This window comes from Pseudomonas sp. LBUM1672 (genome assembly GCF_059695655.1).
This window is the reverse complement of the sequence record NZ_CP166781.1, coordinates 6,369,672-6,382,679: the sequence shown is the minus strand read 5'-3', so window position 1 is coordinate 6,382,679 and position 13,008 is coordinate 6,369,672. Positions and strand designations below refer to the sequence as shown.

General features: G+C 59.0%; 14 protein-coding genes. 5 read left to right on the top strand and 9 right to left on the bottom strand.

What is annotated here, in order from left to right:
* The first annotated feature begins 21 nt into the window (after nucleotides 1-21).
* The 3 genes from bufB to cfaB all read left to right on the top strand — a co-directional run bounded on the left by bufB (nucleotide 22) and on the right by cfaB (nucleotide 2,916).
* Entirely contained in the window at nucleotides 22-867 is an 846-nt protein-coding gene (bufB, locus tag ACA053_RS29230; RefSeq protein WP_497314629.1) for an MNIO family bufferin maturase, read from the top strand.
* On the top strand, nucleotides 858-1,646 hold the full coding sequence (locus tag ACA053_RS29225; RefSeq protein WP_497394257.1) for an HvfC/BufC family peptide modification chaperone: 789 nt from the start codon (nucleotides 858-860) through the stop codon (nucleotides 1,644-1,646). Before bufB ends, ACA053_RS29225 begins: the two co-directional genes overlap by 10 nt.
* An 85-nt stretch (nucleotides 1,647-1,731) precedes the next feature.
* Nucleotides 1,732-2,916: a C17 cyclopropane fatty acid synthase CfaB gene (cfaB, locus tag ACA053_RS29220; protein ID WP_109626891.1), complete on the top strand. Its 1,185-nt coding sequence runs from the start codon at nucleotides 1,732-1,734 to the stop codon at nucleotides 2,914-2,916.
* On the opposite strand, the gene cls is transcribed toward cfaB, so the two are convergent.
* Nucleotides 2,913-4,352, bottom strand: a complete 1,440-nt coding sequence (cls, locus tag ACA053_RS29215) for a cardiolipin synthase (protein WP_497394255.1) — start codon at nucleotides 4,350-4,352, stop codon at nucleotides 2,913-2,915. The genes cfaB and cls overlap by 4 nt on opposite strands.
* A 131-nt stretch (nucleotides 4,353-4,483) precedes the next feature.
* On the opposite strand from cls, the gene ACA053_RS29210 reads away from it, so the two are divergent.
* Complete coding sequence (locus ACA053_RS29210) at nucleotides 4,484-5,005, top strand: DUF3617 domain-containing protein (RefSeq protein WP_461978026.1); 522 nt, start codon at nucleotides 4,484-4,486, stop codon at nucleotides 5,003-5,005.
* Between the two features lie 77 nt (nucleotides 5,006-5,082).
* Here ACA053_RS29210 and ACA053_RS29205 read toward each other — a convergent pair whose 3' ends face one another.
* Genes ACA053_RS29205 through folE2 form a run of 7 tightly spaced genes read right to left on the bottom strand, consistent with a single transcriptional unit; the run spans nucleotide 5,083 to nucleotide 11,236 of the window.
* Nucleotides 5,083-5,988: a His/Gly/Thr/Pro-type tRNA ligase C-terminal domain-containing protein gene (locus ACA053_RS29205; protein WP_497314626.1), complete on the bottom strand. Its 906-nt coding sequence runs from the start codon at nucleotides 5,986-5,988 to the stop codon at nucleotides 5,083-5,085.
* A 30-nt stretch (nucleotides 5,989-6,018) separates the two neighbouring features.
* Nucleotides 6,019-7,356, bottom strand: a complete 1,338-nt coding sequence (locus ACA053_RS29200) for a dihydroorotase (RefSeq protein ID WP_497394254.1) — start codon at nucleotides 7,354-7,356, stop codon at nucleotides 6,019-6,021.
* A 2-nt stretch (nucleotides 7,357-7,358) separates the two neighbouring features.
* Nucleotides 7,359-7,919, bottom strand: coding sequence for a gamma carbonic anhydrase family protein (locus tag ACA053_RS29195; protein WP_109626881.1), 561 nt, complete (start codon nucleotides 7,917-7,919; stop codon nucleotides 7,359-7,361).
* Nucleotides 7,916-8,797 (bottom strand): metal ABC transporter substrate-binding protein, encoded by an 882-nt coding sequence (locus ACA053_RS29190; RefSeq protein ID WP_497394253.1) that lies wholly within the window; start codon nucleotides 8,795-8,797, stop codon nucleotides 7,916-7,918. The genes ACA053_RS29195 and ACA053_RS29190 overlap by 4 nt, the downstream gene beginning before the upstream one ends.
* An 11-nt stretch (nucleotides 8,798-8,808) precedes the next feature.
* Nucleotides 8,809-9,675: a metal ABC transporter permease gene (locus ACA053_RS29185; RefSeq protein ID WP_109626878.1), complete on the bottom strand. Its 867-nt coding sequence runs from the start codon at nucleotides 9,673-9,675 to the stop codon at nucleotides 8,809-8,811.
* On the bottom strand, nucleotides 9,675-10,343 hold the full coding sequence (locus ACA053_RS29180; RefSeq protein WP_109626876.1) for a metal ABC transporter ATP-binding protein: 669 nt from the start codon (nucleotides 10,341-10,343) through the stop codon (nucleotides 9,675-9,677). The genes ACA053_RS29185 and ACA053_RS29180 overlap by 1 nt, the downstream gene beginning before the upstream one ends.
* Nucleotides 10,340-11,236, bottom strand: coding sequence for a GTP cyclohydrolase FolE2 (gene folE2, locus ACA053_RS29175; protein ID WP_109626875.1), 897 nt, complete (start codon nucleotides 11,234-11,236; stop codon nucleotides 10,340-10,342). The genes ACA053_RS29180 and folE2 overlap by 4 nt, the downstream gene beginning before the upstream one ends.
* A gap of 85 nt (nucleotides 11,237-11,321) precedes the next feature.
* Between folE2 and ACA053_RS29170 the strand changes: the two genes are divergently transcribed.
* A complete protein-coding gene (locus tag ACA053_RS29170) occupies nucleotides 11,322-12,518 on the top strand; it encodes an N-acetylmuramoyl-L-alanine amidase (protein WP_497394251.1) in 1,197 nt (398 codons plus the stop codon).
* Here ACA053_RS29170 and ACA053_RS29165 read toward each other — a convergent pair.
* The gene (locus tag ACA053_RS29165; protein ID WP_497394250.1) at nucleotides 12,515-12,892 is read right to left on the bottom strand and encodes a glutamine synthetase; all 378 of its coding nucleotides are present in this window, start codon (nucleotides 12,890-12,892) and stop codon (nucleotides 12,515-12,517) included. The genes ACA053_RS29170 and ACA053_RS29165 overlap by 4 nt on opposite strands.
* Nucleotides 12,893-13,008: the final 116 nt, after the last annotated feature.

The window sequence follows — 13,008 nt, the reverse complement described above, 5'->3', positions numbered from 1 at the left end:
ACTTTGCGAGGAGTCCGCAAAATGTCTGCATCCCTTCCTTGCCTGGGCTACGGCCTGGGTTTGCGCAGTGCTTACTACCAACAGATTCTCGAGCAGTCGCCCCCCGTTGACTGGTTCGAAGTCGTCTCCGAAAACTTCATGGTTCAGGGCGGCAAAGCCTTGTACTACCTCGACGCCATTGCCGAGCGTTATCCGGTGGTGATGCATGGCGTGTCGTTGTCCATCGGCGGGCCTCACGCCCTCGATCCAGACTATCTGAATCAACTCAAATTATTGGCTGAGCGAGTGAGACCCGCGTGGATCTCCGATCACCTGTGCTGGAGCCGCGGCAACGCTCATCAGCTTCATGATCTGTTGCCGTTGCCTTACACCGAGGAAAGCCTTCATTACGTGGCGGGCCGAGTGCGACAGGTTCAGGACGTTTTGCAGCGGCCGTTGGTGCTGGAGAATGTCTCCAGTTATGTGCGTAGCGCTGGCGACGATTTCAGCGAGTGGGAGTTTCTTGAAGCCCTCAGCCGACTGAGCGACTGCGAGCTGTTGCTGGACGTGAACAATGTCTATGTGAGTTCGCGCAATCACGGCTTCGATCCGTGGACGTTCATCCAAGGTTTGCCGGCGAACAAGATTCGCCAACTGCACCTGGCAGGGCACAGCGATTACGGACATTACGTGATCGACACCCATGATCAGCCCGTGAGTGATTCGGTCTGGACGCTCTATCAAAAAACCCTCGAACACCTCGGCCCGGTCGCCACGCTTCTGGAACGCGATGATCACCTCCCGCCTTTTGCAGAACTGCTGACTGAATTGCAAAAGGTCCGGGAGCTAGGCGATAGCGTGCTGGCCCGGAGACTGAAATGCGTCTGAACGATTGGCAACTGGCCTTTGAGGATTACCTGTCAGGGGAGCGGGCAATAGCCGATCCCAAGCTGGGAGCAAGCCTGATCGGCGGCCCGACACTCGATGTAAATACTGGCTTGGCGATCTATCACAACGCCTATCAGGCGCGGCTTCAGGAAGTGTTGCGTGGGGACTATCCGGCCATCTGGCATTGGTTGGGCGACGATGAATTCGCACAGCTCGCCGCGGCTTACATTCGCCAGTCACCCTCAACGCATTTCAGTTTGAGGTGGCTCGGTAAAGGTTTTGAAATGTTCATCCGTCAGCACCTGGTACCTGAACAGAGTGCTGCACTTGCCGAGTTAGCCGCGCTTGAGTGGGCTTTCACCCTGGCGTTTGACGCACCTGATTCCCGACCGCTGACGATGCAGGACATGGCCACTTTGCCACAGCAAGACTGGCCGATGTTGCGAGTCTGTCCCGGTACCACCGTGCAGTGGTTGGAATGTGCTTTCAACAGCGTCGCACTGTGGCGAGCAGTGAAGGATGAAACCGCGTTTCCAGGGAGCACAGCATTGGAGGCGCACCAGGTTGTCGCCATCTGGCGCAGCGAATTGGTTTGTCACTACCGGAGTCTCGAATCTGCCGAGGCAACCGCTCTAAAAGGTATGTTTCAGCACGGCTGGAGTTTTGCTGAACTGTGTTCCGAATTAGCAGTCATCTATGGTGAGGGTGCACCACTTCAAGCTGTTACATGGCTGAAACAGTGGATTCATGACGGTTGGTTACAGCGCCGCGAATCATAGAAAACGGCTATTAAATCGATAGCCAGCTATTTTTCCAGGATGGTCTAACCTCACATCAGACGTCTGAAACAAGGGGGGATTTTCCATGCTCGCGCAACTTCCACCGGCCTTACAGAATCTGCAGTTACCGCTACGCCTGCGACTCTGGGACGGCCATGAATTCAACCTGGGGCCGGCGCCCAGCGTCACTATTGTGGTCAAGGACCCACAAATGGTTACCCAGTTCACCCACCCAAGCCTGGACGCGCTCGGAGCGGCGTTTGTCGAAGGCAAGCTTGAACTCGAAGGCTCCATCAGCGACGTGATCCGCGTCTGTGATGAATGGAGCCAGGCGTTGTTGAGCGAGGACGACGACAGTCAGCCTGTGCGCACCGTCCACGACAAGGAAACCGACGCGAAGGCGATTTCCTACCACTACGACCTTTCCAACGCGTTTTACCAGCTATGGCTCGACAGCGACATGGCGTATTCCTGCGCCTATTTCGAGACCGGCAGTGAAACGCTGGAGCAAGCCCAGCAAGCCAAATTCCGCCACCTGTGCCGCAAGCTGCGGCTGCAACCCGGCGAATACCTGCTGGATGTCGGTTGCGGTTGGGGAGGGCTGGCCCGCTTTGCGGCCCGTGAGTTCGGCGCCAAAGTGTTCGGGATTACTCTGAGTAAAGAGCAACTGGCCCTGGCCCGTGAAAGAGTCACCGCCGAAGGCCTGGACGATTTGGTTGAACTGCAATTGCTCGACTACCGCGATTTGCCTCAGGACGGGCGCTTCGACAAAGTGGTCAGCGTCGGCATGTTCGAACACGTCGGCCACGCCAACCTGGCCGAGTATTGCAAGACCTTGTTCGGCGCAGTGAAAGAGGGCGGTCTGGTGATGAACCACGGGATCACCGCCAAGCACACTGATGGCCGACCCGTGGGACGCGGTGCCGGGGAGTTCATCGAGAAGTATGTGTTCCCCAACGGCGAGTTACCGCACCTGTCGATGATCTCCGCCGAGATCAGCGAAGCGGGGCTGGAGATCGTCGACGTCGAGAGTCTGCGACTGCACTACGCGCGCACCCTGGACCATTGGAGCGAACGCCTGGAGGACAATCTGGAAGCGGCTTCAAAACTGGTTCCGGAACAGGCGCTGCGGATCTGGCGGTTGTACCTGGCGGGATGCGCCTATGCGTTCGCCAGAGGCTGGATCAACCTGCACCAGATCCTCGCGGTGAAAGCCCACGCCGATGGCAGCCATGAACTGCCTTGGACGCGAGACGACATCTACCTTTAGAGAATCGGCGAAATAAGCCGGGCGATCCGCATGCCGACCTGTTGCAGGCGGCGGGTCTCCCGGCTTTCTTCTTTGGCGATCTCGTGGGCCTGGGCGAAGTCATCGTTGAGCATCTGTTCCACCTCGGCGGCGAACGCGCTGTCGACGGTCAGCAGCATCACTTCAAAATTCAGCCGGAACGAACGGTTGTCTAGGTTGGCGCTGCCAATCGCGCTGATTTCGCTGTCGATCAACACCACTTTCTGATGCAGGAAACCCGGCTGGTAACGAAACACTCGCACGCCTGCGCGTACCGCTTCGAAGGCGTAGAGACTTGAGGCCGCGTAGACGATTCGGTGGTCCGGTCGTGATGGCAGCAGCAGCCGCACATCCACGCCGCGCAGCACCGCCAGTCTCAACGCCGCGAACACCGCTTCGTCGGGAATGAAGTAAGGGCTGGTGATCCACACCCGTTCTGTCGCCGCATGGATGGCTTCGACGAAGAACAACGAACAGGTTTCGTAGGAATCGGCCGGGCCACTGGCGAGCAATTGGCAGAGCACACCGTCGTCCGGGTACACGTCCGGCAGGATCAGCGGTGGTAACGACCGCGCCGCCCAGAACCAGTCTTCGGCAAACGATTCCTGCATGCAGGCCACCACCGGCCCGCGCACGCGGACGTGGGTGTCACGCCAGGGTGCCAACGGTGGTTTCTCGCCCATGTATTCGTCGCCGACGTTATGCCCGCCGACAAAGCCCAGAATGCCGTCGACCACGACGATCTTGCGGTGATTGCGGAAGTTGACCTGGAAGCGGTTGAGCCAGCCGCTGCGGGTGGCGAAGGCTTTGACCTCGACGCCGCCATCACGCAACGGTTGCACGTAACTATGGGGCAGGGAATGGCTGCCGATGCGGTCGTACAGCAAGTGGATTGCCACGCCTTCGGCGGCTTTCTTCAACAGCAGGGTTTGCAGGCGCTGGCCGAGGCGGTCGTCGTGGATGATGAAGAATTGAATCAGCACCGCTTCCTTTGCGTTGTCGATGGCTTCGAAAATCGCGTCGAAGGTGGCTTGGCCGTTGATCAGCAAACGCACTTCGTTGTTCGCCAGGCACGGCATGCGCCCCAGTTTCGGCATCGCTCTCAGGGAGGCGTATGCACTGGAAGCACGAGCGGTCAGCGCTTCTTCTACCCAGGGCCGCCAGTTGAGCTCGGAGATGGCCTTGCGCATCTCCTCGTTGGCCTGGCGCCGCGCCTGGATGTAGCCATCGAAGGTGCTGCGGCCGAAGACCAGGTACGGGATAAGCGTGAGGTAAGGCATGAAGATCAACGACAGGGCCCAGGCGATGGATCCCTGGGCGGTCCGGACGGTGAGTACGGCGTGGATGGCTGCTATCAGGCCCAGCGTATGAAGCAGTGCAATCATGTAGCCGAAAATGTGCGGTCCAAAGTAATCCATGGGGCAGCCTTGCTCCTGAAGATTCAATGCTTAACAGACCATGTTCCGTGCAGAATGTCGCTATTTAATTGGCCCATGAACCGAAGCCATTGGCTGACGTCTAACGGCCACTACTGATCAGGAGTTACTCGATGAACGTTCGTCTGCTGGGTTTGGCCGTGGCTTTTGGTTTGGCACTTCCTGTGGCCGCTCAGGCGCAGATGCTGCAGCCAGGTTTGTGGGAATTGACCACGAGCAACATGAAGGTCGATGACCAGAACCTGCCGGATTTGCAGTTGATCCTCGGTCAGTTGCAAGGCCAGATGACCCCGCAACAACGTGCGCAGCTGGAGAAGCAGGGCATCACCATGGGCGGAAAAGGCATTCGGGCGTGTCTGACGCCGGAGCAAGTGAAGTCAGACAATATTCCGCTGACGGATCCGCAATCGGGCTGCAAACAGGAAATCACTGAGCGCAGCGGTAATCAGTGGAAATTCCGCTTCAGCTGTCCGAAAGCGCAGGGGGCGGGTGTCGCCACTTTCCTCAGTGATCGTGAGTTCACCACCAAGGTCAACGGCACGTTCAATGCGACCGGCCTTCAGCAGAAGGGTAGCCTTGATACCCGTGCGGTTTGGTTGGGCCAGGATTGCGGGACCGTTAAGCCTAGGGCTTAAAAGCATCGCGAGCAGGCTCGCTCCTACAGGGTCGGTGTGAATCCTGTGGGAGCGAGCCTGCTCGCGATGGCGTCAGTTCAGACCCTCGCAATGCCTATTGACCTCAACCAGTCACACACTGCCTCCACAGCCATCCTGCCGAAATCTTCCCCGGTGCGGCTGCGCACACTGACAAACCCGCCTGCTTTTTCTTTCTCGCCGATCACCACCAGATAGGGCACTTGCTGACTGTGCTCGCGGATCTTGTGGCGGACTTTCTCATTGCGCAGATCCGCACGAGCGCGCACGCCGCTTCGGCGCAAGGCCTCGGTCACGGACTGTGCGTAATCCGCTTGACGCTCGTCCATGCTGACGATGATTACGTGCGGCGGCGATCGCCAGTCTTCCAGTTCCTGTTGGCAGCTCCAGCAAGTGCCATAGATCCGCTGCGGCGCGGTGCCGCTGATGTGATCGAGCGCGAATGCTTGCAACACTCGGGTGGCGGGAACGTGCGGGCCCGATGACACACATTCGAAATCCCCGAGGAGGTAGGGCAATGACCTCTGCGTGGGTGCCGATCCGGATACCGGCTTGCGGCGCCGGATCGAATGGTTGGTGGCCGCCAGGGTCCTCATGCGCGCTTCTATGGCGGCAAGGTCGACCAGATTTAACAGACGCTCGAACGCAAACTCATAAAAGAAGCCATCACCCAGCGCCGATCCAGTCTGCAATTGCGCTTTTGGATAGAGCTGCTTGATGGCCACCGCCAGCATCAAGGCGCAGGAGCGTCGCAAGATCTCCAGCCCATCGGGCTCTTGAGGCGTAACGATGCTGACCCGGGCATCGGCCTCGATCATGAATTCACAGTCCACCAGAACACCGTCCACCCGGCCGGCCACGGCCGCTTTTGCCAGCCCGGCACCGATGCTCGCGGCAAACTCATACACCGACAACGGTTGGTCGTATTCACGCAATGAACCATCGCTCAGGGTGATGTGAATCATGTCGGTGCTCTCGAGTGCAATAAACGCGCGTTAGCGCATAAACCGTAGGGGTAAACCCTGGCAGTTGTCATTAAGACGTTGGTCGTGCCAGGCGATTTGCCCCGAGACGATCGTGGTGCTGACGCTGTGGCGAAACCGCTGGCGGGCGAAAGGTGTCCAGCCGCATTGCGACAAGATTGGCTGCCTGGAAACGGCTACGCCTTCCGGCTCTGGTTTGATCAGAACAAGGTCGGCCCAATAGCCTTCGCGCAGATAACCGCGGTCGGGAATGGCAAACAGATCAGCCACGCGGTGACTGGTCTTGGCCACGAGGGTAGTTATCGGCAGAACTTCGTCCAACACCAGTTCCATTAACGCCGGCAGGGCATGTTGCACCAACGGCAGACCGGAGGGTGCCTGGGTATAGGGCCGTTGTTTTTCCGTCCACGTATGCGGCGCGTGGTCGCTACCGATGACGTCCAGTCGATTGCTTAACAGGGCATGACGCAAGGCATCACGATCAGCCTGGCTTTTGATCGCCGGATTGCACTTGATCAGGTTGCCGAGGGTCGGGTAGTCGCGATCATCGAACAACAAATGATGCAGGCAAACTTCGGCGGTAATGCGTTTCTGTGCCAGCGGCTTGTCTTCGAACAGAGCGAGTTCGCGGGCTGTGGTCAGGTGCAAAACGTGCAGTCTCGTGCCATGACGTTTAGCGAGGTCCACGGCCATTGAGGAGGAGCGAAAACAGGCTTCGGTGTCGCGAATCAGTGGATGGACGGCGGCGGGAATGTATTCTCCAAAACGCTCAAGCACCGTCGCGGCATTGGCCTCGATGCTGGGCGTGTGTTCACAATGCGCCAGCAGAAGGGTCGGCACCTCGGCGAATAAACGTTCGAGCGTCTGCGGATCGTCCACCAGCATGTTGCCGGTCGAGGCGCCCATGAATACTTTTACGCCAGCCACTTCGCAGGGATTGAGCGCCGCGACGGTGTCGAGATTGTTGTTGCTCACGCCGAAGTGAAAGCCATAGTTGGCGACAGAATTGATCGCCGCTCGACGTTTTTTGTCGGCGAGTGCCGCGAGGGTCAGGGTGGCCGGGTTGGTGTTGGGCATGTCCATGAAACTGGTGATACCGCCCGCCACGGCCGCCCGCGATTCCGTGTAAACGCTGCCCTTATCCGGCGATCCGGGATCGCGAAAATGCACCTGATCGTCGATCATGCCCGGCAGTAGCCACTGCCCTTTCGCGTCGATTTCGATGTGGGCATTTTCCCCGTCGATGCTGCTGGCAATCTTCACGATCCGGCCGTTGCTCACCAGAAGGTCACCCTCGAACTCCCGACCTTCATTCACCAATCTGGCATTGCGAATCAGCACGCTGCTCATGGTCAAAACTCGTTCTGCAGGGCTTTGTAGCCGCGCACCAGATCGACGTTGGTGCGCGCCACGTCTTCAGAAAACTCCGAGGCACTGACGCTCACCGGCGGGAACTGCGAGAGGTCGGTGTGGGGCCCGATGCGAGTGGTGGAGGGCACGTAGAAATCCTCAGGCAAGTCACGACCGTCGACCACGGAATTGTGCCGCACCACGCTGCCATCGCCGACCGCGCAGTTGAACAACACGCTGTTGAACCCGATGAACACCCGGTCGCCAACGGTGCACGGGCCATGAACGATGGAGCGATGAGCGATCGAACTGAACTCGCCAATGGTCACCGCCGCGCCGGACTTGGAGTGAATCACCACGCCATCCTGGATGTTCGAATTGGCACCGATGGTGATCGGTTCCATTTCGCCTGACGCATCCACTTCGTCGGCCCGAATGACGGCGTATGGACCGACGAACACGTTTTCGCCGATCACCACTTTGCCGCAGATGATTGCAGTTTTATCCACATACGCGGACTCCGCAATCAGTGGCAAATCGCCTGAGGGGTTCTTGCGAATCATGGCTTGCTCAAGGCGTCGTAGAGGGTGTTGAGGTTGTATTCAAACAGGCCGGCAAAGGTACTCGCCGGACCGCTTGCGGCGAGCGCGTCGGAGTACAACGTGCCACCGATGTGCGCGCCGCTTTCGTCGGCAATCTGTTTGAGCAGGCGAGCATCCTTGATGTTTTCCATGAACACCGCTTTAACCTTGGCCTGGCGAATCTGAGTGATCAGCGCTGCGACTTCTGCGGCCGAAGGTTCGCGTTCCGTGGACAGGCCTTGCGGCGCCATGAAGTCGATGCCGTAGGCCTGGCCCAGATAACCGAAGGCGTCATGCGAAGTGACGATCTTGCGGTTGCCTGGTGGCAACGAACCAAGCTTGGCCTTGGCTTTGGCGAGCAGCGCGTAGATCTGTTTCAGGTAGGCCTGGCTGTTGCGTTCGTAGTCGGCTTTGTTCGCCGGATCGGCGGCGATCAGCGCTTTGGTGATGTTGCTGATGTACAACTCGGTGTTGGCCAGGTTGTGCCAGGCGTGAGGGTCGGGAACGGTCTCGCCGTCTTCATCCAGGGAGCGTGGGATGACGCCGTGGCTCGCGCTGATGACCGGGGCTTTGGTCTCGGTGCTGGTCACCAGACGGTCCAGCCAGGGTTCGAATCCCAGACCGTTTTTGATGATGAGTCGGGCCTTGAGCAAGGCTTTGGCATCGTCCGGAGTCGGCTCGTAGGTGTGGGCATCGGCGTCGGGACCGACCATGTTAGTGATGTGGATATGTTCGCCGCCGACCTGATGAGTCATGTCGGCGAGGATGCTGAAGCTGGTGACCACCTGAAGTTTCTCCGCAGCGGACAGCGACATCGACATCGACAGCATCAGACTGAACAGCACGAGTAAAGCGCGCATCGGAAAGCACCTCATTGGGATGTGAACAAAGGCGGGCGGCGCAGCAAACCGTGCACCGGCCCGAACACCACAGACAGCACATACAAACCGCCAGCCACCAGCACGATCGCCGGGCCGCTGGGCAGCGAGTAGTAGAACGACAGCAACAAACCGAGCCACACAGAGAGGCAGCCGAGCAGGGCGGCGATTGCGATCAACACTGGCAAACGGCGACTCCAGAAGCGCGATGCGGCGGCGGGCAACATCATCAACCCAACCACCATCAACGCGCCGATGGCCTGGAAACCGATCACCAGGTTCAGCACCACCAGGGTCAGAAATACGCCGTGTGCCAAGGGACCGAGGCGGCTGACGGTTTGCAGGAAAAGCGGGTCGAGGGTGTCCAGCAGTAACGGTTTGTAGATCAGCGCCATGGCGATCAGGCTGACACCGGAGACCCACAACATGCCTGTCAATGTCGGCCCATCGACCGCCAGTGCCGAGCCGAATAACAGGTGAAGCAGGTCCAGGCGTTTGCCGGCGATGCCGAGGATCAGCACGCCGCTGGCGAGGGAAATCGGGTAGATCGCGGCGAGGCTCGCATCTTCGCGCAACCCCGTCCGGCGGGTGATCCAGGCGGCGAGTCCGGCCATGCTCAAGCCTGCGCCGAGGCCACCGAAGGTCAATGCCGGCAAACTCAATCCGGCGAACCAGAAGCCGAGCGCGGCACCCGGCAGGATGCCGTGAGCCACTGCGTCGCCGATCAGGCTCATGCGTCTCAGGATCAGAAACACGCCCAGCGGAGCCGTGCTGCAGGCCAGGACCAATCCACCCAAGAGTGCCCGGCGCATGAATACAAACTCGTGGAACGGTTGCCAAAGCTGAGCGGCAGCGAGCATCAAGCCACCTGTGTTTGCGGTTGTTGACGGATCAGTTCGGTACTGGGTCCAAGTACGCAGCCGCTGCTTTTGATCAGCAAGCTTTGAGGCATGTGTTGGCGAACCGCGGCCAGGTCATGGCACACGACCAGCAGGGTTCGACCTTCGGCGTGCCAGGCGTGGATGTGCTTCCAGAGTAGCGACTGGCCCAACTCATCGAGTGCGGCGTGGGGTTCGTCGAGCAACAGCAACGGCGTGTCGGCGAGGCTCAATCGGGCGAGCAGGGCGCGCTGTAATTCGCCACCGGAAAGGGCCATCAACGGGCGCTGTTCCAAACCGCTCAGGCACCAGTTTTCCAGCACGGCTTTGAGGCGTTGGCGGCGTAGCGCTGGTGATTGTTGGTTGCCCCAAAAACCGGCTGCCACCAACTCTTGGAGGCTGATGGGGAATTGCCGGTCCAAGTGTTGCTGCTGGGGCAGGAAAGAAAGCGAACCCTTGCGTGGAACATCGAGGATGATTTTTCCAGCCAGTGGCTTTTGCAGTCCGGCGATTACTTTTAGCAGGCTGCTTTTACCGGAGCCATTGGCACCGATCACGGCCGTCAGACTTCCTCTGGGTAAGGCAAAATCCACAGGTGGCGTCAGCGGTTGACCAGGTGCTCCCCAGCGCAATGCTTGGCAGCGGATCATGGCGCTTCCCAGTTCCATCGGCTTTCGGCGACGGCATCGTGGGCGTGAAGGCTTTCGGCGTGGATGACGCGTATGTGGAAGGCGTTGATGCCGGGGGAGCGTTTCAGGGCCAGATTCAAGCGGCGCGCAGCATCTTCACAGAACATCAGGTTCTGACCATTGGCCAGAGCGAAAGCTTGTTCATCGGCGCGCTTCACCGCGGTTTGCACGGCGGTCCCGAGAGCTGCTTCTGCATCGTTGATGAGTGCGATCAGCGGCAGGTCATCCAGATAATCGTCCAAGCGCAGCCGTAAATGTGCATTGCTGCGTTGGCTGTGAGGCGTCGCCACGATGCCTTTTGTGGAACCTAGCCAAGCCAATACATCGGCGTGTTGCAATGATTGGTTGGCGAAGTCGTCGACGAACTGTTGCTGAATCAATTGTCGGGAAAGTGCAGCTGAACACGGACACGTTGAGGAATATGGAACATCGATTTTTAGTTCCACGTGGAACATCGCGTTTTTCAAACGCGCTTCGATGCTCACCGGATACGTTTTCCAGCCGGCCAACGGGCTGATCAGCGCCGGTCTTTTGAGCAGTAAATCCGCATCAATTTTTAAGTAGGCGGTGTTGGATAGTCCTTCATGACTGTCGAGGAAACGTTGCAAGACTCGCCGCAAAAGCGCGGGTGTCAGGTTTTCACGTTCAAGCATTTCCAGCGCCAAATACAGCCGGGACATATGAATGCCGCGTGCTTCTCCATCATCAAGGCTCACGCCGGCGTCCGCCTTTGCGCTTAGCCGTTGGCCATCGAACAAAACAGGAAGGGCGATGCCGCACATGCCCACCCAGTCGAGTGGCAGGGCTTGGCGTGAAGCCTGCGCGGCGATATCCGGCAGAGTCAGCGCATTCATGAACAGGTCCATCGTAGGAGTCGGTTTCTAATGTTATGTTATTACATCAGAATCGACTACGCCTTTTTCACGAGCGGCTCTCAAAATGCACAGACGTCACTTGCTCAACTGGATACTGGCCAGCGCGGCCTTCGCTTTACCCTTTGGTGTTTCGGCCGCGCAGATTCGCAATGCGCGGCTTTGGCGTTCCGATGACAAGCTGCGTTTGGTATTCGATCTGAGCGGGCCGGTACAGTACAAAACCTTTTCACTCAGCGCGCCCGAGCGGCTGATCATCGATCTGCGGGGTGCCAGCCTCAGTGGTGATTTCAGCCAGTTGGCGCTTGGCAATACGGTCATCCGTTCGATCCGCTCCGGGCATTTTGGTCAGGGCGATACGCGGATCGTCCTCGACCTCAGCGCCCCGGTGCAGCTCAACAGCTTTCTCCTGCCGCCGCAGGATGGCCAAGGCGATCGGCTGGTGCTCGATCTGAAGTCGGCAACGTCGTTACCCATTGCCATAGCGCCTGAGGCGAGCGTCGACAAGGCTCACCCCAAACGCGACATCATCGTGGTGGTCGACCCGGGCCACGGCGGCAAAGACCCCGGTGCGGTGGGTGCCAAAGGGGAGCGCGAGAAAGACGTCGTTCTGTCGATCGCCCAGCTGTTGGCCAAGCGGTTGAAGCGCGAGAAGGGCTTCGACGTGAAGCTGGTGCGCAACGACGATTTCTTCGTTCCGCTGCGCAAGCGGGTCGAGATCGCCCGCAAGCACAACGCCGATATGTTCATCTCGGTGCATGCGGATGCAGCGCCGCGTCTCACCGCTTCAGGCGCCTCGGTGTATTGCTTGTCGGAAGGAGGCGCCACCTCGGCCACGGCGCGTTTCATGGCTCAGCGGGAGAACGGCGCGGACTTGCTGGGCGCTACGAGTCTGCTCAATCTCAAGGACAAGGACCCGATGCTCGCCGGGGTGATTCTCGACATGTCGATGAACGCCACCCTCGCCGCGAGCTTGCAGTTGGGCAGCACGGTTCTCGGCAGTCTGGCGGGCATCACCACGCTGCATCAGAAGCGCGTGGAACAAGCAGGATTTGCGGTGCTGAAGTCCCCGGACGTGCCATCGATCCTGGTGGAAACCGGCTTCATTTCCAACGCCCGCGACAGCCAGCGACTGGTGACTCCACGCCATCAGCAGGCTGTAGCTGACGGATTGTTTGAAGGGTTGCAGCATTATTTTCAGAAGAATCCGCCGCTCAACAGTTACATCGCCTGGCAACAGCAGCAGAAAAAAGCGCAGGCCTAGCAGCCCGCTATCCGGCTGCAGGTGAACTTGGCGCTGCTGCCGCCGGAGCTGGAAAAGCGATTGATCGTGGTCCAGCCAACCCGCCGGTTGTAGCCGACCCAAGCTTCGCCATCAGAGGCGATACCGGTAAAGAACGTGAGCTGTCCGTAACGGCTGTTGGTCTGCGCCCAATAGCGGTTGCCCACCCTTTCGAAGCCGCGCAAATAGAGCGTGCTGCCGACGGTGTTGACGCTGTAAGCATTGCCATCGGCATCCACGCAAGCGAGCAGATTGGCGCTTCGAGTGCATGTGGCCAGGCTCGGCACTTGCGTCCAGGCGTTTCCGGCGAACAACAGCGGGAGGCTTATCAGCGCTGATTTCAAGGCAATACGCATGGGAATTCTCACGGGGTGGACGGGTTTCAGCATCGTGCCCTTTGCTGTTATGGGCAAGAGCGGGCTGGCTTGATTGCATTGTTATACTATAACATTGAAATCAACCCGACACTGCG